General features: G+C 59.0%; 18 protein-coding genes. 6 read left to right on the top strand and 12 right to left on the bottom strand.

Annotated features, from left to right (window positions below):
• Positions 1 to 7: 7 nt before the first annotated feature.
• Both AC13C8_RS06130 and AC13C8_RS06125 read right to left on the bottom strand, forming a co-directional pair.
• Positions 8 to 1579: a Re/Si-specific NAD(P)(+) transhydrogenase subunit alpha gene (locus tag AC13C8_RS06130; protein ID WP_091430401.1), complete on the bottom strand. Its 1572-nt coding sequence runs from the start codon at positions 1577 to 1579 to the stop codon at positions 8 to 10.
• 179 nt (positions 1580 to 1758) lie between these two features.
• On the bottom strand, positions 1759 to 2217 hold the full coding sequence (locus AC13C8_RS06125) for a methyltransferase family protein (protein WP_482846726.1): 459 nt from the start codon (positions 2215 to 2217) through the stop codon (positions 1759 to 1761).
• Positions 2218 to 2358: 141 nt separating this feature from the next.
• Here AC13C8_RS06125 and kynU point away from each other — a divergent pair, with 141 nt between their 5' ends.
• Complete coding sequence (kynU, locus tag AC13C8_RS06120; RefSeq protein WP_482846725.1) at positions 2359 to 3561, top strand: kynureninase; 1203 nt, start codon at positions 2359 to 2361, stop codon at positions 3559 to 3561.
• 3 nt (positions 3562 to 3564) lie between these two features.
• On the opposite strand, the gene AC13C8_RS06115 is transcribed toward kynU, so the two are convergent.
• Positions 3565 to 4476: a pirin family protein gene (locus AC13C8_RS06115; RefSeq protein WP_482846724.1), complete on the bottom strand. Its 912-nt coding sequence runs from the start codon at positions 4474 to 4476 to the stop codon at positions 3565 to 3567.
• A gap of 178 nt (positions 4477 to 4654) precedes the next feature.
• On the opposite strand from AC13C8_RS06115, the gene AC13C8_RS06110 reads away from it, so the two are divergent.
• Entirely contained in the window at positions 4655 to 5848 is a 1194-nt protein-coding gene (locus AC13C8_RS06110) for an exonuclease/endonuclease/phosphatase family protein (RefSeq protein WP_482846723.1), read from the top strand.
• On the opposite strand, the gene AC13C8_RS06105 is transcribed toward AC13C8_RS06110, so the two are convergent.
• The 3 genes from AC13C8_RS06105 to AC13C8_RS06095 form a co-directional block, all read right to left on the bottom strand.
• The gene (locus AC13C8_RS06105; protein ID WP_482846722.1) at positions 5838 to 6488 is read right to left on the bottom strand and encodes a TadE/TadG family type IV pilus assembly protein; all 651 of its coding nucleotides are present in this window, start codon (positions 6486 to 6488) and stop codon (positions 5838 to 5840) included. The two genes, AC13C8_RS06110 and AC13C8_RS06105, sit on opposite strands and share 11 nt — an antisense overlap.
• Before the next feature lie 8 nt (positions 6489 to 6496).
• Positions 6497 to 7027 (bottom strand): TadE/TadG family type IV pilus assembly protein, encoded by a 531-nt coding sequence (locus AC13C8_RS06100; protein ID WP_091430412.1) that lies wholly within the window; start codon positions 7025 to 7027, stop codon positions 6497 to 6499.
• A gap of 96 nt (positions 7028 to 7123) precedes the next feature.
• Complete coding sequence (locus tag AC13C8_RS06095) at positions 7124 to 8953, bottom strand: pilus assembly protein (RefSeq protein ID WP_482846721.1); 1830 nt, start codon at positions 8951 to 8953, stop codon at positions 7124 to 7126.
• Positions 8954 to 9280: 327 nt separating this feature from the next.
• On the opposite strand from AC13C8_RS06095, the gene AC13C8_RS06090 reads away from it, so the two are divergent.
• A complete protein-coding gene (locus AC13C8_RS06090; protein ID WP_482846720.1) occupies positions 9281 to 10711 on the top strand; it encodes a Glu/Leu/Phe/Val family dehydrogenase in 1431 nt (476 codons plus the stop codon).
• Between the two features lie 63 nt (positions 10712 to 10774).
• Here AC13C8_RS06090 and AC13C8_RS06085 read toward each other — a convergent pair whose 3' ends face one another.
• Together AC13C8_RS06085 and AC13C8_RS06080 are read right to left on the bottom strand one after the other, a co-directional pair.
• Complete coding sequence (locus AC13C8_RS06085; RefSeq protein ID WP_482846719.1) at positions 10775 to 12154, bottom strand: N-acetylmuramoyl-L-alanine amidase; 1380 nt, start codon at positions 12152 to 12154, stop codon at positions 10775 to 10777.
• A gap of 150 nt (positions 12155 to 12304) precedes the next feature.
• Positions 12305 to 12889, bottom strand: coding sequence for a DsbA family protein (locus AC13C8_RS06080; RefSeq protein WP_482846718.1), 585 nt, complete (start codon positions 12887 to 12889; stop codon positions 12305 to 12307).
• 168 nt (positions 12890 to 13057) lie between these two features.
• Here AC13C8_RS06080 and AC13C8_RS06075 point away from each other — a divergent pair, with 168 nt between their 5' ends.
• Together AC13C8_RS06075 and AC13C8_RS06070 are read left to right on the top strand one after the other, a co-directional pair.
• Positions 13058 to 14212 (top strand): pyridoxal phosphate-dependent aminotransferase, encoded by a 1155-nt coding sequence (locus AC13C8_RS06075; protein WP_482846760.1) that lies wholly within the window; start codon positions 13058 to 13060, stop codon positions 14210 to 14212.
• 321 nt (positions 14213 to 14533) lie between these two features.
• Complete coding sequence (locus tag AC13C8_RS06070; protein ID WP_482846717.1) at positions 14534 to 16789, top strand: Hint domain-containing protein; 2256 nt, start codon at positions 14534 to 14536, stop codon at positions 16787 to 16789.
• Between the two features lie 586 nt (positions 16790 to 17375).
• Here the strand turns inward: AC13C8_RS06070 and AC13C8_RS06065 are convergent.
• The 3 genes from AC13C8_RS06065 to AC13C8_RS06055 all read right to left on the bottom strand — a co-directional run bounded on the left by AC13C8_RS06065 (position 17376) and on the right by AC13C8_RS06055 (position 20813).
• Complete coding sequence (locus AC13C8_RS06065; protein ID WP_482846716.1) at positions 17376 to 18161, bottom strand: gamma-glutamyl-gamma-aminobutyrate hydrolase family protein; 786 nt, start codon at positions 18159 to 18161, stop codon at positions 17376 to 17378.
• Between the two features lie 75 nt (positions 18162 to 18236).
• A complete protein-coding gene (locus tag AC13C8_RS06060; protein ID WP_091430418.1) occupies positions 18237 to 18665 on the bottom strand; it encodes a GlcG/HbpS family heme-binding protein in 429 nt (142 codons plus the stop codon).
• Positions 18666 to 18689: 24 nt separating this feature from the next.
• Complete coding sequence (locus AC13C8_RS06055) at positions 18690 to 20813, bottom strand: malate synthase G (RefSeq protein WP_482846715.1); 2124 nt, start codon at positions 20811 to 20813, stop codon at positions 18690 to 18692.
• A 189-nt stretch (positions 20814 to 21002) separates the two neighbouring features.
• Between AC13C8_RS06055 and pepN the strand changes: the two genes are divergently transcribed.
• Positions 21003 to 23555, top strand: a complete 2553-nt coding sequence (gene pepN / locus AC13C8_RS06050; RefSeq protein WP_482846714.1) for an aminopeptidase N — start codon at positions 21003 to 21005, stop codon at positions 23553 to 23555.
• Positions 23556 to 23626: 71 nt separating this feature from the next.
• Here pepN and AC13C8_RS06045 read toward each other — a convergent pair whose 3' ends face one another.
• A complete protein-coding gene (locus AC13C8_RS06045; protein WP_245744711.1) occupies positions 23627 to 24223 on the bottom strand; it encodes a transglycosylase SLT domain-containing protein in 597 nt (198 codons plus the stop codon).
• Between the last annotated feature and the right edge of the window lie 264 nt (positions 24224 to 24487).

Below are 24487 nucleotides of genomic sequence, written 5' to 3'. Positions count from 1 at the left end.
TACCCCCTTAAGATTTCTGGAACATGGCAAGCATGCGCCGTGTTACGAGGAAGCCACCGAAGATGTTGATCCCGGCCATGAAGATCGACAGAGCCGCCAACAAAATAACCAGGAACGATCCCGACCCGATTTGCATCAGCGCACCAAGTATGATGATCGACGAAATGGCGTTGGTCACAGCCATCAACGGCGTGTGGAGCGAATGCGAGACATTCCAGATCACCTGAAATCCCACGAACACCGCCAGGACGAAGACGATGAAGTGCTGCATGAAACTGGCGGGAGTATACAGACCCGCAAGCAGCATCAGCGCGCCACCGACACCCAGGAGAGTGAATTGTTGTTTGGTTTGTGCTTTGAATGCGGCAACCTCGGCGGCGCGTTTTTCTTCCGGGGTCAGTTCCGGCACCACCGCTTTCGGTTTGGCCGCGATGGCCGGCACTTTCGGGGGTGGTGGTGGGAATGTGATCTCGCCCTGATGGGTCACAGTCGCGCCGCGGATGACGTCATCTTCCATGTTGTGATTGATCTTGCCGTCCTTTTCAGGCGTCAGGTCAGACATCATGTGGCGAATGTTATTGGCATAAAGCGACGACGCTTGCGATGCCATGCGCGACGGGAAATCGGTATAGCCGATGATGGTCACGCCATTGTCGGTCACGATCTTCTCATCCGGGACCGTCAGTTTGCAGTTGCCGCCCTTCTCGGCCGCAAGGTCCACGATGACACTGCCCGGCTTCATGGCTTTCACCATGTCCTCGGTCCACAACTCGGGTGCTTCGCGGTTGGGGATCAGCGCGGTGGTGATCACGATGTCCACTTCTGGCGCCAACTCACGGAACTTGGCAAGTTGCGCTTCGCGGAATTCGGGGCTTGAGACAGAGGCGTAACCACCCGTGGCAGCCCCGTCCTGCTGGTCTTCCTCGAAATCCAGATAGACGAATTCGGCACCCATACTTTCAACCTGCTCGGCCACTTCCGGGCGCACGTCGAACGCATAGGTGATCGCACCCAGAGAGGTCGAGGTGCCAATGGCGGCCAGACCCGCCACGCCGGCACCGACCACCAGAACCTTGGCGGGCGGCACTTTACCTGCCGCCGTCACCTGACCGGTGAAGAAACGACCGAAATTGTTACCCGCTTCGATCACCGCACGGTAGCCCGCGATATTGGCCATCGACGACAGCGCGTCCATCTTCTGCGCGCGCGAAATCCGCGGCACCATCTCCATGGCGATGACGTTCGCGCCCGACGCCTTGGCCTTTTCCATGCCCGCTTCGTTGCCGCCCGGATTGAAGAAACTGATCAGCGTCTTGTCCGCCGACAGCCGCTTCAGTTCAGCGTCATTTGGCGGGCGCACCTTGGCGATGATATCTGCCGCTTTCCAAAGCGCGGCTGCGGTCTTTACGACCTCGACGCCAGCCTCTTTGTAAGCCGCGTCCGAGAAGCCCGCAGCGTTACCTGCCTTGGTCTCGATCACGCATTCATAGCCCAGCTTTTGCAGCATCTGAGCGCTTTCCGGGGTCATTGCGACCCGGTTCTCGCCCTCGTAAACTTCTTTGGGTACACCGATCTTCACAGTCTCTTCCTTCTCCCGTCGTCTGCCGAACGAGGGTCAATCCCTCGGCCCCGGCGGTTTCCTGCGCATCCTATACGCGGCTCAGGCGCAAGATGCTATCGTTACGGAGCGCATTGCGACAATAATGTTTCAATACGCGACTCCCCTTCACAGGGCAATGCTGCTGTGCAGCGGGGCAATCATATCCAACGACGCACCTGTCCCGCCCAATCGCTGAATGCGGGGCCGAATTTGGCCGAAAGCGTCGCTTCTTCCCATAAAATGAACCGCTTGGAGATGATGGTGGTGAATACGGGCACCAACAGAAGGGCTGGCAGCACGTCCCACCTAAGTATAAGACCTGTCAGGATCATCGCATCGCCCAGATAGATCGGATTTCGCGTCCAGCGGTAGATGCCACGCTTTAACAGAACCGTCGGCTGCTCACCCGGGATGACAGTGGTGCGGGCACGCCTGAATTCCCACATCGCGACACCCAGCAGACCAAGCCCAAGCACAATCAGCAGGTTGCCAAGCCCAAAGCTCACGCCCAGCCCGAAGCCCAACCCCGGCACAACCCGGTCCAACCCATAGGCCAGCGCGATCATCGTCAACAGCCAGACCGGCGGCATATCAAGCCAACGGGTGAATTGTTTCATAGGGGTGCCGCCTTCCGGTCGTTTCATGTTGCGAAAGTTGTAATGGATCGGGTGTGATGTGCAACGCCGATTGCACGGATATGACCTTGCCGTCAGCAAGGAAACCCATACTCTGCCACCGAACCGCGACCGGAGCATCACATGACCGATTTCAGCGCCACCAAACGGCTTTTTACCCTGCCAGACGGCGTGACCTATCTGGACGGCAACTCGCTTGGTCCTCTGCCGGTTGCCGCGCGGGACCGGGTGGCGTCCTGCCTGCGCGATGAATGGGGCGAGTTGCTGATCACCGGGTGGAACAAGGCCGGCTGGATGGCGCAGCCGCGCGCCCTGGGCGACCGGATCGGTCGGTTGATCGGGGCCGCGCCGGGCACGACGGTGGTGGGCGACACCCTGTCGATCAAGGTCTATCAGGCGCTGGCCTCGGCGTTGACACTGCGACCCGGTCGCCGCGTGATCCTGTCGGACAGCGGCAATTTCCCCACCGATCTCTATATGGCCGAGGGGCTGGTGCGGTCGCTGGATCAAGGATACCGGATTGAAACCCCTGCCCCAGAAGACGTTGGCGACCGCATCACGGCGATCGGTGACGACCTTGCCGTTCTGATGTTGACCGAAGTGGATTACCGCACCGGGCGGCGACACGACATGGCCGCGCTGATCAAGGCGGCACACAAGGTCGGCGCGCTGGTGATCTGGGATCTGGCCCATTCGGCGGGTGCTTTCCCGGTCGATGTGGCGGGCGCGGATGCGGATTTCGCTGTTGGCTGCACCTATAAATACCTCAATGGCGGCCCCGGCGCGCCCGCGTTCATCTATGTGGCACCACGCCTTGCCGATCGGGTGCAGCCCGCGCTGTCAGGATGGCTGGGTCACGACGCGCCCTTTGCCTTCGACCCTGACTATCGCCCCGGCCCCGGCATCGAGCGGATGCGCGTCGGCACACCGCCGGTTCTGCAAATGGCGGCACTGGAGGCAGCGTTGGATATCTGGGATCAGGTGGACATGGACGCCCTGCGCGCCCAGTCGGTTGCGCTGTGCGAGCGGTTCATTGAGGGGGTCGAGGCCAGTTGCCCTGACCTGACCCTTGCCAGCCCACGCGAGGCCGCGATGCGCGGCTCACAGGTGAGTTTTCGATTTGAACATGGCTATGCCGCCATGCAGGCGCTGATCGCGCGCAGCGTGATCGGAGATTTCCGCGCCCCGGACATCATGCGCTTCGGCTTCACGCCGCTTTATATTGACAACGGGGATGTCGACCGGGCCGTGGCCACGCTGTCAGACACCATGGCGACCCGCCAATGGGACCGGCCCGAGTATCACACCCGGGCCGCCGTGACCTGAGCGTTAGTGCGCAGGCTGAATGAACGTGCCGTTGCGCAGATCGGCCATCGCCTGCCGCAGTTCGTCTTTGGTGTTCATCACGATGGGACCGTGCCACGCCACGGGTTCGCGGATCGGCGCACCTGCGACCAACAAGAACCGAACGCCTTCGGGTCCGGCCTGCACGCGCACGTCATCACCCGCACCAAAGCGCACCACGGTGCGGTTGCCGGACAGGTCGCGAATGTTGACCTCCTGCCCCATGACCTCTTTCTCCAACAGCACACCCTGCGGCGCAGCAGCATCCGTGAAGGCACCGGCCCCTTCGAACACATAGGCAAATGCCTGGCGACGCGTGTCGATCGGGAAGGTCTTGGTTACGCCCGCCGGGACGCTCACATCCAGATAAAGCGGATCGGCGGCAATCCCATCAACGGGACCGGACTTGCCCCAGAAATCCCCCACGACCACGCGCACCTTGGTGCCGTCGTCTTCCTCGATCACCGGAATTTCGACCGATGGCACGTCCTGATACTTCGGCGCGGTCATCTTCAGATCGCGCGGCAGGTTGGCCCAAAGCTGGAACCCGTGCATCTGCCCCTTGGTGTTTGCGTGCGGCATTTCCTGATGCATGATCCCCGACCCTGCGGTCATCCACTGAATATCGCCCGCGCCAAGACGCCCTGCGTTGCCAAGGCTGTCCTCGTGCTCGACCTCACCGGCCAGAACATAGGTGATCGTTTCGATCCCCCGGTGCGGATGCCAGGGAAAGCCCTTTTCGGACAGACGCGGATCGTCGTTGCGGAAATCGTCAAATAACAGGAATGGGTCATAGGCTTCCGGCTCGTGAAAGCCAAAGGCACGATGCAGGTGAACACCCGCGCCTTCCAGCGTGGGTTTCGACTGGGTGGCCGACAAAACGGGACGAATGGACATGGTATCCCCCTTTCAGAAGGTCATGTGGCGTTTGCTTCTATCTAGGGACGACCCGTTCATTCTACAATTGCGCGCAGTTTAACAGTGGTCGCGCATTATTGCACAATTCGCGCGTGGGGAAGCGCGCACAGTCCATTCGTGCTATGCTTGCAGAATTACTGTATCGATTGAGGCAACGATGGCCCAGAAATTCTCCGACGTCGAATGGCTTGAGATCGAGGCGCATCTGGACGCGGCCCTTGCCCAAGACCCCGAAGCCTATGGCCTGCCAGAGAGGCGCGACGGGTCGGTCATCCTGATGTCATGGAACATCCGCAAATTTGGCGCGGTGGCAGATCGCGACGGGCCAAAGAAAAGCCCCGGCGCAACACGGATGATTGAACGGATCGCCGCACAGGCCGACCTGCTTTCGATACAGGAACAACAAGACGATACCGGCGCACTGGACGCACTGGTCGCCGCGCTTAACCCCAACTATGGCGTAATTTACAGCGACGTGACCGGGCGCAGTCCCGGCTATAAGGGTATGTCGGAACGCTTTGCCTATCTGTTTCGTCATGACCGCGTCCGGCTCGGTCATCTGGCCTCGGACCTGTCCTATGACCGCACGGCGATCGCCGCGAACATGAACGAGGCGCTGAAAGCGTCCTTTGATACCAGCGTGCCGGGTCAGGACGACCCCGGCTATCTGGAGCAGTTGATGACCTGGGTTCAAAACACCACGCGCCTCATGGGGTCGCAGTTTTCCAAATTCGTGCAGTTTATCCGCAGCCCATATCTGGTCGAATTTCGGATCGACGGACCGGATGGGCAGTATGAAATCTATGCGGTCAACGCGCATCTGGTTTCTGGCAAGAAGACCGAGCGCGAGCAGGAGTTCTTCGCCCTGCTGGAGTGGTTATTGCATGACAGCCGCAAGACGGTCAGCGAACGCGGCAAGATCATCATGATCATGGGCGATCTGAACCTGGATTTTGACAGTTCAAACGAAGACAGGCGTGTGGGGATCGAAAACTACGTCACCGGGATCAACGCGAAACGGCGGCTGGATGCCAAGGTGAACTTCCCGTTCCTTGATGGCGCGTTCAACACCAACGCCCGACGCACCCAGACTTATGACCATATCGCGTGGCTTGCCGACGACACGCGCCTGCCACGTGGGCGTCATAACGCCCTGGCGGGCACGCTTGGCCCGGATCAGTTCGATTATGGCATGTTTGATTTCACACAATTGTTCATGGATGCCGGCCCCGGTCTTTTGCCCGATGGAACCCCCGATTACGCGCGGTTTGCGCACGACCTGTCAGACCATATGCCGATCTGGGTCAGACTGCCCCGACCGAACGCGGGGCAGCACCGGTTTACGGTGTGACAGGTACCGGGCACGGGTTCGCCGCCGTATCATAACAGAGTGTCTGATACTCGCGCGGGCTTGTGACGACCACATGTTCTGTGTTGCGCGGATATATCCCGGTCCAGAACCCGGCAAATGGCGGTTCATATTTCGCGACGGTTTCCACAACGATCAGTTCTTCACCATCATACATCTTGGGAATATGTGGTCCCAGATACTGTCGCATCGTTGCTTGCGTATGGCCTGTGATACCGCTGTTATAACTGGCCTGAGAATCGCCAGGGTCCAGGGTCAGCTTGCGCGGGATCGCGTCATTGCATTCCGCAGAAGTGAGTTCACATTTCACGACCGTCACACGCACCCAGCTTTCTTCTTTCGAACGCGACATATATTCAAACAGTTCGTCCAGCCCTTCCAATATGGTGCGGTCATACTTATCGATTCGTGACAAATAATCCGAGATCGCATAGTTCGCTTTCAGCGCAAGGCTTTGATGGCGATAAGCATCGAAATAGGTGTGCACCGCTTGCAGGCCGAACAGAAGCAGCGGCAAAATGATGACGCTTTCGACTGTCACCGTGCCACGCTCGGTCCGGGCAAACAGGGATAGACGCCGACCCGCGGCAGAACGCATTTTATCAAGGAATGTGTTTGTCATGCTCATCCCTATGGTTCGTTCACAAAGGTTGACACCGCGACAATCGACACCCCACCCGACGGGTCTCGCGGCAAGCCCATAACATACGGCGTCGTTGCAAAGAACGGATCACGGATAAGACAGGCACGCACCAGCATCAAATCGCCCCCACCACCGGGTGAATAGCTGGTCAGGGGTTTGATATTCTCGGCGCGATCGACGCAGGGGATTGGTCCCGTCGGCAGGGACCAACTGCCTTGATCAACCAGTCGCAGATCGACCGATATCTCTTCTTCGCAGTTCCTGAACAGGATCGTGTCTTGGCAAATCGCCTTTTTCAGATCGGCAAGATTGGCAGGGCGGCTGATACCCAGCCGTAAATCGCGCACATTCAAATCCAGCGCGCGTTCCAGCATCATGGAGCGCATCCCGTAAAAGCTCAGCTCGAACGATGTCAGGAACAAGGTCATGAACAAGGGGAACCAGATCACGAATTCGACGGTCGAGCTGCCATCGGACGCGCGCAGCCGCCGCCAATATGCCTGCAATACCTGTTTCATTCGTTACATTCCGTTCTACGTTTCGCCTCGATACGGGCGCAAAAGAAAACACTTTGTTCCGGTGGGCCGCCGCAGTCGGCTGACGGCCCTGCCGTGTCAGTTGATCAACCGCAGCTTGTTGATGTCCGCAGCGATTTTCGAGAACACCTGTGACAGGTTCACGCTGCTATCACCCTTCGTCACCTTGTAGTGCAGGCGCTTGCCACCTTTCACAGATGCACAGGATTCCAGCGAGCTTGTGTCCGTCGACGAGCTTGTCTCCATCTCGATCGTATAGATCGTCATCCCGGCGTTCTTCGCAGCGGTGCATTGATCCCTCAAGCGTTCATCAATATCGCCGATATTGGCCGCATCACCGTCCGAGTTGTTGCTGTTCGAGATCAAGCGCCCAGGGTCTCCCAGCCAGCTAAACCGTTCGACATAGCCCCAGACATAATCCCTTTTCCAGAAGTTCTGCCAGGACAGGCGGGTCGGTTCAGCGACGCGTGGCTCTTCCCACCAGCTGGTCCCCGTTTCGGTTGCGCAGACATCGTCATAGGGATAGCCAAAACAATCGTTGGGATCATCTCCGAACGGTTTGTCATGCCATTCGGTCCGTGGGGTGCTTCTTGACCCACGATAATAGAACCATTGGTACTGATCTGTGCTGGCCCTATAGACCGACATGATTTCGCGTTCTTTGTCCCGGCCCTTGCTGTCCTTGTAAGGTGCCATGGTCAGCCAGAAGGGCGAAGGCCCGGTGCGATACCCGTCATAAACATAGTGGTGGTTGGTGTTCTGACCATCTGTCATCAACACCAGAAACTTTGACGAAGACGTCGTGGCCGGATTATAGGGGCGTCCGGCGAAATTGCTGTTCACCACGCCGTCACCGATCAGGCTGGTGATCGCCGGTTGTGCCTCTTGATGCAGAAGGGCCGCGCCCCATTTCACACCGATGTCAATCGCGGTGTCGCCCTCCGCTTGCAACGCCTGGATCTTGGTTTTCATTACCGTTGGCGAAACCTCAAACGGTACGACTTCGCGCCAGGAATCCGTATGGCAGGACAGATAAGCATCAGAGTTGGTGTTCTTGTAGCTTCCGCCATACCGATAGAATTTCGCCGCCTGGCGAATAATCCGATCCGGATCCAGAATTGGATCGGCATCCGACTTTATGCCCGCTTGGTTGAATTGATCATCCAGAAATGTTGCACAATAGGCATCGGTCTGTGCATCCAGACGGTTGAATTTGGTCAGCAAGGTCTGCCCCACATTCACCTGCGTCGAATATGGCACCAGAGAGATTGACGTCTTGAAGTTGTCAATCGTGCAATCTGTCGACGTGCTGCCGTCATTGGGGTTACACAGCAGCAGGTTCGAAAACTCTGTCGCGGCCTTGCGCAACTCATAGATCTTCGAATTCCCTGTTGTCGCATTGTCTTTCATCGAACCAGAGACATCCACGACCAGCGAAATCTCGGTCAGCTGGTTGATCTTGGCGGCCCCACCGCTGGCAGGTGCGTTCATGTAATCGACACCGACAGCACCCAGAAACGGCATGCCGACATTCATATTGGCGGTGGCCGTCACCATCGTGCCGTCAGACGCGACTGTGACCTTCACATCTTCTTTCTTGATATAGTTCCCCAGCCCGGACCGGGCGAAGTAATCCATCACGACATCTTTTCGGTCGTTTTCCTGATCGGGATGGGCGGCGGCCAGAAGCGCGCGATCCATCGTTGCCTGAAGGCGGGTGCGCTGAAGCTCGTATCGCATCAGATCGACGGACAGGCCGGACACGATCAGCAGCGTGATGAACAGAAACATAGCAAGGATGAACATCGCGCCATCCTCGTCATCCGCAAACTTGCCGATCCGTCCCAAGCGAGCTTGCCTGGCCAGCCTAGATTTCATAATCCCCAAGCGGTCACTATGTCGCGCCATTTCGAACTCCCTTCCCATGCCCCCGCACGGTAAAACTCGTAAACCAGAACACGGTTTAACCTTTTGGTAGATTATCAATGGCTGTGGCGAAACTAAGGCATTTTTATAGCAAATGTGATTTTGTCAGTGGAAAGACACAATATTGTTCGCATTGACGCGACAGAAGCGGCAAGCGGCGACTTCTGACCCGACTTTCGCACCAATTGCCGGGCGATTGCGGGGGTGGCTTTGGTGGCAATTAAGCCTAACCTGTTCCAAGAAGCGTCGCAGAAGGTTGATTCTGCGGCAGTGCAGAAAAGACCGCAGAGGTGCAAAAAGATGGCTGATATGGCTAATATCAAAGAGCCGAGTTTCCGCGATTCCGTAAACCTGATGTTCGACCGCGCGGTCGCATTGATGGATATTCCCACAGGGTTGAAAGAGAAAATCCGCGTGTGCAATTCGACCTATACGGTTCGGTTTGGCGTGCGGCTAAGGGGGGAAATTCGCACCTTCACCGGATACAGATCCGTCCATTCCGAACATATGGAACCGGTCAAGGGCGGCATTCGCTATGCCTCGGCCGTGAACCAGGACGAGGTCGAGGCGCTGGCCGCCCTGATGACGTTCAAATGTGCGCTTGTGGAAACACCCTTTGGCGGATCGAAAGGTGGGTTATGCATCGAGCCGCGCGATTATGAAGAGCACGAGTTGGAGTTGATCACGCGTCGCTTCGCCTATGAGCTGGCCAAGCGCGACCTGATCAACCCGTCGCAGAACGTCCCTGCCCCCGATATGGGCACGGGCGAGCGCGAAATGGCGTGGATCGCCGACCAATACGCGCGCATGAACACAACCGACATCAACGCACGCGCCTGCGTCACCGGCAAACCCACCCATGCCGGCGGGATTGCGGGCCGGGTCGAGGCCACCGGGCGCGGCGTGCAATACGCCCTGCGCGAGTTTTTCCGCCATCCCGAGGATGTCGCGATCGCAAACCTGTCCGGCAAGCTGGAAGGCAAACGCATCGTTGTGCAAGGGTTGGGGAATGTGGGCTATCACGCCGCCAAGTTTCTGTCAGAAGAGGACGGAGCGAAAATCGTCGGGATCATTGAACGCGACGGTGCCCTGGTCAATGACGAGGGTCTGGATGTCGAAGCCGTTCACCAGTGGATCGTGCAGCACGGCTGCGTGAAAGGGTTTGGTGACGCCAAATACCTTGAGGACGGTGCAAAAGTTCTTGAAACCGATTGCGACATCCTGATCCCTGCGGCGCTTGAGGGCGTGATCAACCTGTCCAATGCGGACCGCATTCAAGCACCTTTGATCATCGAAGCAGCCAACGGCCCGCTGACCTCGGGTGCGGATGAGGTTCTGCGCAAAAAAGGCACGGTAATCATTCCTGACCTGTATGCCAACGCAGGCGGTGTGACCGTCAGTTACTTCGAATGGGTCAAGAACCTGAGCCATATCCGGTTTGGCCGGATGCAGCGGCGTCAGGAAGAAGCCCGTCACCAACTGGTGGTGGACGAGTTGGAACGGCTGGACCGTTACCTTGGCGATGCGTGGTCGATGACACCGCAATTCAAGGAAAAATACCTGCGCGGCGCGGATGAACTGGAGCTGGTCCGCTCGGGTCTGGATGACACGATGCGCACCGCCTATCAGGACATGCGCGAGGTCTGGCATGCCCGCGATGATGTTGATGATCTGCGCATGGCGGCCTATATCGTGGCGATCAAGCGTGTGGCGGCAAGCTATCGCGCGAAGGGTCTGTAATCATACGTCGCCCTCTTTGCAAAACTGTAAAGAAGGCGGCGTATCCACCTGATATATAATGTTTTACTGCCGCAGCCGCTGAGCCTTCGACGCGTCTTGCAACGACCAGTATTGCAGGGCATCGCGAATGCCCTCAGCCGCCTGTCTGCGCCAGTTTTCGTCCTGCAACAGCTTGCGATCGCGAGGCGAGGACAGAAACCCCAGTTCGATCAGGGCCGATGGAATGTCCGGCGCTTTCAGCACCGAAAATCCTGCCTTCATGCGCGGGGATTTGTAACTGGAGCCAGTGGCGGAATAGATCCCTTCGACCAGAGCATCGGCCAGTGCCTCGGCCCTCGGGGTGGTTTCGGTGCGCGCCAAATCCATCAGGACCAACGCCACCTCGTCCGACTGACGGGTCAGATCGACGCCCGCCAGAATGTCGCCCCGGTCGTGCCGCTCGGCGAGCGATTGCGAGGCCGCATCGGTTGCGTCTTCGGACAGGGTATAGACCGTGGCCCCGGTCGCGCGACCCTGAGCCAAGGCATCTGCATGCAGTGACAGGAATACATCGGCACCGGCCCGGCGGGCGATGGTCACGCGTTCTTCCAACGGGACGAACATATCGCGGTCACGGGTCATCACGACCTTGAAGCCCCCCGTCCGCAGCAGGGTTTCTTTCAGTTGGCGCGCGAAGGTCAGCATCAGGTCGGCTTCAACCACATCTTCGCGTTCCGCACCGGGATCAATGCCACCATGGCCAGGATCAAGCACCACCACCAGATCGCCAAACCCGGTCTGGCGGGTTTTGGGTGACGGCATGGGGCGCGGCGTGACGGGGGTGAATACGGCGCTGTCCGGCGCGCCGGTGGTTGCGGCGAACGCCTGCGGCGTCGATTGCGCAAGGTCCAGCCGCATCAGTGCTGTGCTGTCTGCGGTGTCTGCGCTGGTCATCCATGCGTTTTCCACCACCATCGGGGCGGCAAGCGTCAGGACAAGCCGGGTCCAGCCGGGACGAAACAGCCCTGCCCGCATCTCGACGATACGGTCCGAAGCCGCGAGCACAGCTTGCGGATCAAGCCCTGCCCAGTCCAGCTCCGAGAAGTCCACCACGACACGCTGCGGATCATCGAGTGTAAAGACCCGCCACGGCACCGCGCGGGACATCTCGATCTCAAGCGCAGCGCCGCGCCATCGATCGGTGATCGTGACCCCTGCGCCCTTCAGCCGCGCCAGCCCGGTCAGCGTTTGAGCAGCGGTGTCCGGCGCGCGTGAAGGGGGGGCGATAGTCACTGCGGCAGAAACATCGGGCAAGCCGCTGGCATACTGCGCTGGCCGGGGTTCCGGCGGCACGGATGTGATCGGCGCCGCCGTCTCCTGCCCGTAGCCTGCCCCTGCCATCAGGGCAGAGAAACACGCCGCCCGCAGGATCGTCCCCGCCCCGCGTTTCGTCCGTCTTGTCATCGTGGTTTGACCTTGTGGTTTGACCTTGCCCGAGCTGTGTTCTGACCGGAGCTTATCAAGCCCCGCCCGGAAGGTCAGCCGCTAATGGATGTGGTTTCAGCTTTCTTCGCGTATAGTGGCGATGATCTGTTCAATCTGCTCCAGCGGCATTTAGCCACGCGCCATGCAGTCCTGCATCACGAAAGCAGGGATTCCGGTGATCTGCAACCGTTGCCCCAACGCCCGGTTCTCGGCCAGAACGGTGTCAAGATTGGGGGTGTTCATCCCATCTGCAATCGCCTGCCCGTCCAGCCCCAGATCGTCGCCCAGCCTGATCAGGCGTTCGGTCGTTACATTGCCCCGCACCGTGATCAGTGCCTCATGCAGCGCGGCGTAAGCCGCTTCCCCAAACTGGCTCTTGGCCGAGATCGCAAAACGCGCCGAAAGCATGCTGGCTTCGCTGAGAATCGGGAATTCCCTCAGGATCAGGCGCACGCCCTTGTCCTTTTCCAGAAGCTCTTGCAGAACGTCATAGGATTTACGGCAGTATCCACATTGGTCGTCGGCTTGACGTTTCTCCAACTCGCCGATGGCCTCCATCAGCAGTTCGGGGTTATCCAGAAGACAGGCGCGGACCTCGTCACGAAAGCCGTTGCGTTCATCATCCGTCATGCTGGTCAGATCAAGCGCGGTGCCCGGCAGGGCCGTGGCCAATGTCAGCGCGGTGGTCATGGCCAGGGTCCGTGTGAATGTCATGTCGTTTGTCCGTTCTTGTTGGGTCGCACCACCTGGGCGCACAAATACTCTGGCAATCGGGCGCGCCATGTAACAGCACTGGCCTGCGACAATATCCGCGACAGCGCAGCATTGACTTTGTTACGCGCCAAGGGCACCCACACGGGCGCGCAGCATGATGAGGACGCCATGAAAAACTCCACCCGCGGCATTGTCGATCCGTTTATTGTCATGGATGTGATGGAAGCCGCCCGCGCCGCCGAGGCATCCGGGCGTGACATCATTCACATGGAGGTGGGCCAGCCCTCGACCCCGGCGCCGGACAAGGCCCGCGCAGCACTGGTGGATGCCATGGGTGGTGACGCGCTGGGGTACACCGTTTCCCTTGGCCTTCCGGCACTTCGGGAAGGCATCGCAAGCCTATATAAAGATTGGTATAATCTTGAGATCGAGCCAGCGCGCGTGGTGGTCACACCCGGCAGTTCGGGCGCGTTCATTCTGGCCTTCACCGCACTGTTTGACGCGGGCGAAAAGGTGGGGTTGGGCGAACCGGGCTACCCGTCCTATCGGCAAATTCTGAAAGCTCTGAACCTGACACCGGTGGGCATTCCGACCCGCGCGGATAACCGCCTGCAACCTGTCCCCTCTGAAATCCCCGGCGATCTGGCCGGGTTGATCACCGCCTCGCCCGCCAACCCGTCAGGCACGATGCTGGATCACGCGGCGCTGGAAGGGTTGATCAGCACCTGCCACGCGCAAGGCACCAGCTTCATTGCTGATGAAATCTATCACGGTCTGCAATACGCAGGCCGTGCCATATCGGCACTGGAAGTGTCGGACGACATCTATGTGATCAACAGTTTCTCGAAATATTTCTCGATGACCGGTTGGCGCGTTGGCTGGATGATCGTGCCCAAGGATCATGTGCGGCTGATCGAGCGGCTGGCCCAGAACATGTTCATCTGTCCGTCGCACGCCAGCCAGATTGCAGCCCTTGGTGCGCTGGATGCGCGGGACGAGTTGGACGCGAACCTTGCCACATACGCCGCCAATCGTCAGATGATGATCGAGGAACTGCCCAAGATCGGCTTTGGCAATTTCGCCCCACCCGATGGCGCGTTCTATATCTATGCCGATGTCAGCGGTCTGACCGACGACAGCCGGGCCCTTGCTGCTGAAATTCTGGACAAGGCCGGGGTCGCCGTGACCCCCGGCATGGATTTCGATCCTGTGCGTGGTCATCAGACCCTGCGGTTTTCTTATGCCCGGTCGACGGATGAGATCCGGGAGGGGCTGACACGGCTGGCTACGTTTATGCAGGGCTTCCCGGCCACGACCTGCTGACCAACATAGACCGAATCAACGCGTTGATAACGCGCGGTAGACGCACATCGCAATTCTCACCGAGAATCCGACTTTCTTCGATTGGTTGACAATGCTGCGGTTTCGAAACGTTTGACGCGCAAGCTCCCCACAAATAGTGAGGTCACAACTGACAAACTGTTGAATATTGACCGATTCTGGCCCGTTTTGTCTTCATTCGGTCATTGTTTTATGCGATTAAGCCGTTGTTCAACAAAGCGTTCTATTTTGAGCGTCTGTGCCACGAAATCTAATACCGTCCAGATGTCTGGACGTTTTGCGAGTAACTGAAAGTCGTTTTCGATGCCAACATTTACACTCAAGTTTTATGACCTCAATCCTTCTGGCGTTATCCCGACCGGAACTGGTTCGACCTTTACGTGGTCAGGTCCGACAGCGGCGGCAGGCACGGCGACGATCACCGACAACGAAAGCGGCATTCAGGGCCAGACACTGGATGATGACAGCAGCGGCGGCGAAAGCGCGTTCGGCAATGCCACGATTGACGGCAATACATCGTCCGGCGTCAACATGGACGCCGAACTGGCCTGGACCGTGCGCGACACGGTGACAGGGCAGGAATTCGAAGTCGTCCAGCTTCAGGTCGAAGGGGGTGATGCCAGTGGCTATTACACTATGTCCGAGATGCCCTTTATTGCCGGGCGCAGCTATGAAATCGTCGATTATGACAGCAACCCCAATGTAACGGCAGGCGATCCTGCCTTCACTTATTCAGAGCAGGTCGATGGTATTCTGACCGGAACCGGTGGTGACGACGTGATTGACGGCACCTTCGTCGACGAAGACGGTGAAGTCGTCGATGGGAACGACAGTGTCAGCACCGGCGGCAATGACGACATCATCTATGGCTACGCTGGCAATGATACCATTTCGTCAGGTGCCGCAAATGACACCGTTTATGGTGGCGCGGGCAATGATACGATTGATGGCGGTGCGGGCAGCGACACTATCTATGGTGATGATGATCCTGCCGAAGCGCCATCGGAGGTGCTGGATTGGAGTGCGCAAGGCGGTGATGGCACGAATCTGAGTGCGGGTTTCACCCAGAACACCGGCGAGATGGATGTAACGGTCAGCTTTTCGAGCGACGGAACCAACAGCCCTGTCTACCGCGTCGAGACAAGCGACACGACCTATGTTGCCTCGGGTGAGGATTTTGACAGCAACTCAAGCCTTTACCTTTATGGTAACGGCGATGGCACGACGTCGACGACGACGATTGACTTCGCAGCCGCCACAGGCGCCGCTTCTTTGGATGACGTCGAAAACGTATCTTTCCGCATCAATGATGTGGATTGGGGGTCAGGCAACCACACCGATGTGGTGACAGTAAACGCGATTGACGCAAACGGCGATCCGGTCACAGTCACGCTGACACCGGGAGGTGGAGACACTGTATCCGGCAACACTGTCACGGCAAATAATGTGGGCGAAAGCCAATCCGATCTGGGTGGCTCGGTTCTGGTCGAGATCGCGGGTCCGGTCAGCGAGATCGAGATCATCTATGGCAACGCTCAATCCGGCACGCAAGCGATCTGGGTCTCGGATGTCCATTTTGACACAATCCCCGATCCATCCCAAGACGGTGACGACACCATCGACGGCGGCGGCGGCGACGATGTTATTTATGGCCAAGGTGGCAATGACTCGCTGACCGGTGGGCTGGGTGCCGACACGCTGGACGGCGGCGCAGGCAGTGACACGCTGAACGTTGCGGCAGGCGATACAGCATCGGGTGGCACCGGCTCGGACACGTTCAATCTGGATGCCGCGACGGCACTGGACGGTTCAGGTCCGACCATCACCATCGACGGCGGCGAAGACGATGATGATAGCGACACGGATACGCTCTATCTGAACCACCTTGTCGACGATTGGGACGACGTGGTTTTTGATCCGGGCAACTCGGAAAACGGGACCGCGACGCTGTCCGACGGCACTACGCTGACCTTCTCAAATATCGAAAGCGTCATTATCTGCTTTACCACGGATACCCTGATCCAGACCGACCGCGGTGAACGCCCCATTCAGGATCTGCGGCCCGGTGACTTGGTTGTGACGCGAGATAACGGCCTGCAACCCATTCGCTGGATGGGTCAGAAAACCGTGTCGGGTAAAGGTAAACTGGCCCCGATCCAGATTGCACAGGGCCGGTTTGGGAACGATAAGCCTTTGCTGGTCTCGCCACAGCACCGTATGGTGTATGCCGGACACGAAGCGACCCTGTTATTTGCAGAACGCGAAGTGCTGGTGCCCGCCAAACACCTGCTGAACGGCAAAAGCGTGGTGGTCAAGCCAACGGATCAAGTGACCTATTTCCACATGATGTTTGACCGGCACGAGGTTGTTTTTGCCAACAAAGCCGCCACTGAAAGTTTTCACCCGGGCCATGAAGGACTGGGTGCCGTCGACGCCGCCGCCCGGGAAGAACTGTTCACCCTGTTCCCCGATCTGCGCGCGGACCCGCGCCACTATGGTAATACTGCCCGGATCGTTCTGCGCGCGTTCGAGGCTCGCGCGTTGCCCCGCGTCGCCTAGGACGGATTGTCCCTCACGGCAAAAGATTTCGGCACCTTGCTTTATTCGTCGACGCGGCTGATACCGTTTTCCGGCGGTAGCGCGCGATTGAAGACAATGCCATTTGCAAACTCGGCATGGCCGCTCTCATCGACAGGTGCCATATCGCCAATCTTTCAGTGATACACCCAAGGGTCCACCTCGTTTGCCCCAACAGGGGCGATGCCGGCGTGATACGAGGCTCTTGAATCTTCTGGATCAGGGGTGGTCCTGCCCGGTTACGAACACCAGAGGTGTCGCCGTGGTTCGCAGCACAAGTCGCCGCCAACACCTTGTGGCTGTTCTGTTGTCCATGGGTTTGTTCGCGCATCCCAATCGAAACATGCAGACCCTTTTGCCCCCTTGGCAGAACATCGGTTCCGCTTGTGCAACACTTACATCGCATTGCAGGGCGGGTCGCCCACCTGATTTCGGTTCGCCAGTCAGAACGCCAACAGCACAAGACCACTAAGATCAACTTCGGGTTTGATCGCATCATGAGACCTGCTTTCCAGACCGCCACCACCGGCGTTACAGCAACAAGAAGGTCAACACCGAACCGCGCGGATCAGGCCACGGATGGCCGCACGGGACGGCGTGCGCCCAACCGAGCGGCCCAATCGCGCGCCGCGTCACCAAAGGCGCGGAACAGGATTTGTGACACGGGATCCTGGGTGGCGTTGTATTCCGGATGCCACTGCACCGAAAGGGTGAAGCCAGGGGCATCCTTGATCATGATGGCTTCCGGTGTGCCATCATCGGCGTGACCCTCTATCACGATGCGCGACCCGGCGGTCTTGATCCCTTGCCCGTGCAATGTGTTGGTGCGCACGCAGGTGGCCCCCAGCAACTGGTGAAACACACCGCCCTCCTGCAAATGAACATCGTGTCTGATGGCGAACTTTTCCTCCAGCGTGCCATCAGGCGGCATTCGGTGGTTCATACGCCCCGGCAGATCGCGAATTTCGGGATAGAGCGTGCCGCCCATGGCAACGTTGACTTCCTGAAACCCACGACAGATGCCAAAGAACGGCTGACCACGATCAACACAGGCCCGGATCAGTGGCAGGGTGATGGCGTCGCGACAGCGATCAAATTCGCCATGCGCCTCGGTTTCATCCTCGCCATATTCGGCGGGGTGGACATTGGGTCGCCCCCCGGTGAACAGGAAGCCATCGCAGGTGTCCAGCAGCTCATCCACCGTCACAAAGCGCGGATCGGAAGGCACGATCAGCGGCAGACAGCCCGAAACCAGCGAAATGGCTTCGGAATTCATCGTTCCGCCCGCATGGGACGGATACTGGTCATTGATCAGATAGGTGTTGCCAATGATACCGATGATGGGCCGTGTCATACCTGCTCCGGGAACTCAGTTCGGTTGCAGAGGATACTGGAACCATAGCAGCGATACAACGGGCGGCGCTACCATTTACCCCTCGGCCACAAGCCCGGCCGCGACAATCCCGGCTTCGCCCGCGGCCATATCGTTTTCCGACGTATCCCCCGTGACGCCAACACCGCCAACGACATCGCCCGCAGCGTTCCGGACCACAAAGCCGCCCGGAACTGGCACCAGTTTACCACTATAGGCAGCATTGGCCGCTGCGATGAAATAGGCTTGCGCCTCGGCACGGTCGCGCTGCGCGGTTCCGCCAATGCCCAGCATGACCGAGCCATGGGCCTTGCCAAACGCCAGTTCGAACCGGCCCACCGGCGCGCCGTCGGAGCGTTCAAAGGCGATCAGATGCCCGCCCGCGTCCACCACCGCGACCGACAGGGGTTTCATCCTGGCCTTGACGCCATGGTCCAGAGCTTCGCGGACAATGATGCGCGCGGCGTCCAGTGTGATCTTGTTCATCTCAATCCTCCTTCCGAGGGTGGCTTACCCCGCCATCTGCGCCTTCTTGGCCAGTCGATGCGCGTGAAGCATGGGTTCAGTATAGCCTGAAGGTTGCGCGCGTCCCTTGAAAACAAGATCGCACGCCGCTTTGAAGGCTTCGCCATCGTACCCCGGTGCCATCGGGTCATAGGACGGATCATCCGCGTTCTGTGCGTCCACCTTCGAGGCCATGGCGCGCATCGCGTCCATCACCTCGGCTTCGGAGACGACCCCGTGATGCAGCCAGTTGGCCAGAGCCTGACTGGAAATCCGGCAGGTCGCGCGGTCTTCCATCAACCCCACATCATGAATGTCCGGCACTTTCGAGCAGCCGATACCGGCGTCCACCCACCGAACCACATAGCCCAGAATGCCTTGGGCGTTGTTCTCGACCTCGTCGCGAATTTCGGCGTCGGACCAGTTCACGCCTTGCGCGACAGGAATGGTCAAAAGTTCGCCCAGAGTGCTGCGCGCACCTTGGGCGGCGATCTCGTCCTGGCGGGCCAGCACATCGACACGGTGGTAATGGGTTGCGTGCAGCGTGGCCGCCGTGGGGCTTGGCACCCAGGCGCAGTTGGCGCCCGCTTCGGGGTGTGCGATCTTCTGCTCCAGCATATCCGCCATCCGGTCCGGCATCGCCCACATGCCCTTGCCGATCTGGGCGCGCCCGCGCAGCCCGCAGGCCAGACCGACATCGACGTTGCGATCTTCATAGGCGCTGATCCAGGCGGCGTCTTTCATATCGCCTTTGCGCACCATCGGCCCTGCTTCCATCGAGGTGTGAATCTCGTCGCCCGTGCGATCAAGGAAACCTGTATTGATGAAGGCCACGCGGTGCTTGGCGGCGCGGATACACTCCTTGAGGTTCGCGCTGGTGCGCCGTTCCTCGTCCATGATCCCCAGCTTGACGGTGTATTGCGGCAGGCCCAGCAAGGCCTCGACACGGGTGAAAATCTCATCCGCAAAAGCGACCTCTTCTGGCCCGTGCATCTTGGGCTTCACCACATAGATCGAGCCTTTGACCGAATTGCCATTATCACGCATCAGGTCATGCATCGCACAAAGCGTGGTGACGACGGCATCCATGATGCCTTCGGGCACTTCCTGTCCGTCTTTGTCCAGAATGGCGGGATTGGTCATCAGGTGGCCGACGTTGCGCACCAGCATCAAGACACGCCCTTTATGGGTTGCTTGCGTGCCATCAGGCGCGGTGTAGTGAATGTCACCCGACAGCTTGCGGGTGATGGTCTTGTCGCCCTTCGTGACCTCTTCGGTCAGCGTGCGGTCCATCAGACCCAGCCAGTTGGAATAGGCCAGCACCTTGTCTTCGGCATCCACGGCGGCCACGCTGTCTTCGCAATCCATGATTGCCGACATGGCGCTTTCCAGACGGATGTCCGAGATGCCCGCGCGGTCCTGCTGACCAACGGGTGTCTCGGCATCCAGTCGAAGCTCGATCATCAAGCCATTGTTTTTAAGATAAATTCGATCCTCGGCATGACCCGCGAATTGCGCCGGATCGGCCAGCGCGGGGGTCAGAGCGCCTTCCTTGACCGATACGGCATCGACATCCGCCCAGCTTCCAGCCGCCAGTTGCACCGCCTGATCCAGGAATGCGCGCCCCCACGCGATCGCGCGCGCGCCATGTTCGGGGTCATAGCCGCCCGGTTTGGGGGTCGTGCCAAGCGCATCGGTGCCATAAAGCGCGTCATACAGGCTACCCCACCGCGCATTCGCCGCGTTCAGGGCAAAGCGGGCATTCATGATCGGCACCACCAGCTGCGGGCCGGGTATCTCGGCAATTTCGGGGTCCACATTGGCAGTTTCAATCTGAAAATCGGGGCCTTCGGGGACAAGATATCCGATTTCGCTCAGAAACGTGCGATAGGCCTCGGCGTCATGCGGCTTGCCAGCACGGGCTTTGTGCCAGTCGTCCACCTGCTGCTGGATCGTTTCGCGCTTTTCCAGAAGGGCGCGGTTCTTTGGGCCAAGCTCGTGAATGATATCGGCAAACCCGCGCCAGAAGTCGTCATAGTTCAGGCCAGTCTTGGCAAGCGCTCGCGTTTCAAGAAAACGCCCCAGCTCGCGATGCACTGATAATCCTTTGCGGTCGATATAGTCGCTCATCCCCTGTCCCTTTGCCCGGCAGTGTCGAATTTACGGTAGACTCTCGCATACAGCCCGAAATCGCAAGCGGGATTTCTTGCCCGAACAGATAAGTAAAACTTAATCGTCAACCGAGCATCGCTCTTGCCTTGCGGCCCCCGTTTGGCACGTCTAACCTGCCGACTTGCACGCGAGCCGAAAGGACTTCTGATGACCGACACCGCCCCCCAGCCCATTTACCTTGCCGACTACACGCCGCCCAATTGGTTGGTCGAAGAGGTGTCGCTGACCTTTGTGCTGGACCCACGGGCGACGCGCGTGCGATCAACGATTCGGTTTACGCCAAATCCGGCAACGACATCACGTGATTTCTTCCTGCATGGTGAGCAGCTTAAGCTGATCCGCGCGGCCATTGACGGGGCCGGGATCACGCCAGAGTTGGTCGATGGCGGGCTGAAAGCAGAGGTGCCCGGCACCGCTTTCACATGGGAGTCCGAGGTTGAAATAAGCCCGGAAACCAACACCGCGCTGGAAGGGCTTTACATGTCGAACGGCATGTATTGCACCCAATGCGAGGCCGAGGGTTTTCGCCGCATCACCTTCTATCCCGACCGCCCCGACGTGATGGCACCATTCAAGGTGCGGATCGAAGGCGACCTGCCGGTGCTTTTGTCCAACGGCAATCCAACCGGATCCGGCGACGGCTGGGCCGAATGGCACGACCCGTGGCCCAAACCCGCGTATCTGTTCGCTTTGGTTGCGGGCGAGTTGATCGCGCGCGAAGACAGTTTCACCACCATGTCGGGCAAAGAGGTGGATCTGAAGCTGTGGGTGCGTCCCGGTGACGAGGGCAAAACGGCCTTTGGGATGGAGGCGCTGAAGGCGTCCATGAAATGGGACGAACAGGTGTATGGCCGTGAATATGATCTGGACATTTTCCAGATTGTTGCGGTGTCCGATTTCAACATGGGCGCGATGGAAAACAAAGGGTTGAACATTTTCAACACCTCGGCCGTGCTGGCCAGTTCCGAGACCTCCACGGACGCGAATTTCGAGCGGATCGAAGCGATCATCGCGCATGAGTATTTCCACAATTGGACCGGCAACCGGATCACCTGCCGCGACTGGTTCCAACTGTCGCTGAAAGAGGGGCTGACCGTGTTCCGCGACCAGCAATTCTCGGGCGACATGCGATCAAAGGCCGTGTGCCGGATCAACGACGTGATCGCCCTGCGCGGGCGGCAGTTCCGCGAAGACAACGGCCCGCTGGCCCACCAGGTGCAGCCTGACAGCTTTGTCGAGATCAACAATTTCTATACCGCGACCATCTATGAAAAGGGCGCAGAGCTGATCGGCATGATGAAAACGCTGGTCGGGGAGGAAGAATACTACAAGGCGCTGGACCTCTATTTTACCCGCCATGATGGTGAGGCCGCCACGATCGAAGACTGGGTGCGCGTTTTTGAGGACAGCACAGGCCGCGATCTGACCCAATTTCGCCGTTGGTATAAACAGGCCGGCACGCCGCGCCTGAAGGTGATGGAGGACTTCAAGGATGGCACCTATACGCTTCATTTTGAACAGGAAACACCACCTACACCCGGGCAGGATAAAAAACAGCCGCAGCACATTCCCATCGCCGTCGGACTGATCGGTCCGAACGGGGACGAGGTGGTGCCGACGCGGGTGCTTGAAATGACCGAGACCAAGCAGAGCTTCACCTTCGACGGGCTGGGGGCCAAGCCCACGCCGTCCATCCTGCGCCATTTCTCGGCCCCGGTGATCGTGCAACGTGACAGTTCACCTGCCGAGCGCGCGTTCCTGTTGGCCCATGACACCGATCCGTTCAACAAATGGGAAGCTGGACGCACCTTGGCCAAGGACGTCTTGATCGCGATGGTGACGGGCGAAGATGCACCGCTGTCCAACTATCTTGAGGCGCTGGCGGTGATGCTCCGCGATGACAGCCTCGACCCCGCCTTCCGCGCGTTGGCGATGGGGTTGCCGGGGCAGGATGATCTGGCCCAAACCCTGTTTGACGCCGGCGTCACCCCGGATCCGCAGAAGATCCATCGCGCCGGCGAAACACTGAAACAGGCGACGGCAGAACATCTGCACGACCTGTTGCCGCGCCTGTCAGCCGAGATGGAGGTGAATGCACCCTTCAAACCCAACGCAGAACAGGCGGGCAAACGGGCTCTGGGGCTGGAGCTTTTGAAGCTGACCAACCGCATGGATGGCGGCGCGGCCGCGCAGGCGCTGTATGACAAAGCGGACAATATGACCCATCGCCTCGGGGCGCTGGGGTGCTTGCTGGATGTCGAAAAGGGCGCAGACGCCCTGGCCGATTTCCGCAGCCGGTTCGACGGGGACGCGTTGGTCATGGACAAGTGGTTCGCGATGCAGGTGGCTCATGCTGCCCCCGAGAAAGCCGCCGACGTAACCGCAAACCTTACCCAAGACCCCGCGTTCAACTGGAAGAACCCCAACCGCTTCCGGGCGGTCTTTGGGGCGCTTGCGATGAACCAGGCGGGGTTCCACCACGTGTCCGGCAAAGCTTATGCGCTGACGGCGGATTGGCTGATCAAGTTGGACCCGGTGAATCATCAGATCGCGGCGCGAATGACAACCGCGTTCGAGACATGGCGGCGTTACGATGCGGACCGGCAGGACATGATCACATCCGCCCTAAGGCGCATTCTGGCAACCGACGGGCTGAGCCGCGACAGTCAGGAAATGGTCAGGCGTATGTTGGGCGACTGACACACGAATAACAGGGGGGGCCGAACGGCCCGCCCTTGCCAATCTGTTTCCAATCAGTCTGATGCCGCAGATCAACTGACCGCGCAGTAGTTCTGGTCCTTGATCCATGCACGCATGGCTTCGCGTTTGGGCTTGGAATGGAACGGACCCCAATCCGCCGCAACGCCGCGCATGCCTTGGGAAACCACATTGTCGCGCGGCACGGTCACAGACATGATACGGACCGCGCAGCTCAGGTTCAGCTCGCCTTTTTTCAGATCCGATCCTGACCGTGCCTCGCAGCCATAACCGCGCGCCGTGGCCGGAAGGATCTGCACAAGTCCATACCATTTGCCGCCACCGCCCACGGCGGTCTGACGCCATGTGCTTTCATAAAACGACAAGGTGGACAGAAGGCCCGTCCAGAAGGCGTTGCGACCGACCTTATCCTGCGTCTCATACGCCGGACACCAGGCTTTGATGTCCTCAGGCACGGTTTCTGACAGGATTGCCCCGTGAGATTCCAGCGCCTTCATCGTGGCATCCGTCCAGGCCGGCGCTTGCGGCTTGTCATCCCATTTCATTGTCAATTCCGACGCGCGCGTCCCGCGCGAACCAAGAATTTCGTTGGCCTGTGCAGTTGGGGCAATCATCATCGCCGCCGCTAGGCCCAAAATCAGTCGTTTCATCGTCCCTCGCTCAGGTCCGGTTGCTGTCTCACTTAATTCATCCCGGCGTCCTAAGGGGGGTGATTGCATTAAGCAACTTTGCAGATGCGGCATCGCAGCAATTGGCAAAGTCTCGCTGATATGTGTTGTTTACAAGGCTGGTATGCGCGCATCAATTTCTACCATCGCCAGAAAATCACCGCTATGCTGCGATGCGGCACAATCTGGGGGTGAAGCTGGGGTGCCGTGGACAGAACGGCCCCACGCGCCTTCGACCCGCCCGCA

The sequence above is a fragment of the Aliiroseovarius sp. B-4 genome (assembly GCF_056857795.1).
The sequence above is the reverse complement of the archived record's forward strand: the minus strand, read 5'-3'. Positions and strand labels throughout refer to the sequence as shown.

Bases quoted from the DNA above. Each gene is read 5' to 3' on its own strand.
- AC13C8_RS06125 (WP_482846726.1), bottom strand. From the start codon at position 2,217: ATGAAACAATTCACCCGTTGGCTTGATATGCCGCCGGTCTGGCTGTTG.
- kynU (WP_482846725.1), top strand. From the start codon at position 2,359: ATGACCGATTTCAGCGCCACCAAACGGCTTTTTACCCTGCCAGACGGC.
- AC13C8_RS06115 (WP_482846724.1), bottom strand. From the start codon at position 4,476: ATGTCCATTCGTCCCGTTTTGTCGGCCACCCAGTCGAAACCCACGCTG.
- AC13C8_RS06110 (WP_482846723.1), top strand. From the start codon at position 4,655: ATGGCCCAGAAATTCTCCGACGTCGAATGGCTTGAGATCGAGGCGCAT.
- AC13C8_RS06105 (WP_482846722.1), bottom strand. From the start codon at position 6,488: ATGACAAACACATTCCTTGATAAAATGCGTTCTGCCGCGGGTCGGCGT.
- AC13C8_RS06100 (WP_091430412.1), bottom strand. From the start codon at position 7,027: ATGAAACAGGTATTGCAGGCATATTGGCGGCGGCTGCGCGCGTCCGAT.
- AC13C8_RS06095 (WP_482846721.1), bottom strand. From the start codon at position 8,953: ATGGCGCGACATAGTGACCGCTTGGGGATTATGAAATCTAGGCTGGCC.
- AC13C8_RS06090 (WP_482846720.1), top strand. From the start codon at position 9,281: ATGGCTAATATCAAAGAGCCGAGTTTCCGCGATTCCGTAAACCTGATG.
- AC13C8_RS06085 (WP_482846719.1), bottom strand. From the start codon at position 12,154: ATGACAAGACGGACGAAACGCGGGGCGGGGACGATCCTGCGGGCGGCG.
- AC13C8_RS06080 (WP_482846718.1), bottom strand. From the start codon at position 12,889: ATGACATTCACACGGACCCTGGCCATGACCACCGCGCTGACATTGGCC.
- AC13C8_RS06075 (WP_482846760.1), top strand. From the start codon at position 13,058: ATGAAAAACTCCACCCGCGGCATTGTCGATCCGTTTATTGTCATGGAT.
- AC13C8_RS06070 (WP_482846717.1), top strand. From the start codon at position 14,534: ATGCCAACATTTACACTCAAGTTTTATGACCTCAATCCTTCTGGCGTT.
- AC13C8_RS06065 (WP_482846716.1), bottom strand. From the start codon at position 18,161: ATGACACGGCCCATCATCGGTATCATTGGCAACACCTATCTGATCAAT.
- AC13C8_RS06060 (WP_091430418.1), bottom strand. From the start codon at position 18,665: ATGAACAAGATCACACTGGACGCCGCGCGCATCATTGTCCGCGAAGCT.
- AC13C8_RS06055 (WP_482846715.1), bottom strand. From the start codon at position 20,813: ATGAGCGACTATATCGACCGCAAAGGATTATCAGTGCATCGCGAGCTG.
- pepN (WP_482846714.1), top strand. From the start codon at position 21,003: ATGACCGACACCGCCCCCCAGCCCATTTACCTTGCCGACTACACGCCG.
- AC13C8_RS06045 (WP_245744711.1), bottom strand. From the start codon at position 24,223: ATGAAACGACTGATTTTGGGCCTAGCGGCGGCGATGATGATTGCCCCA.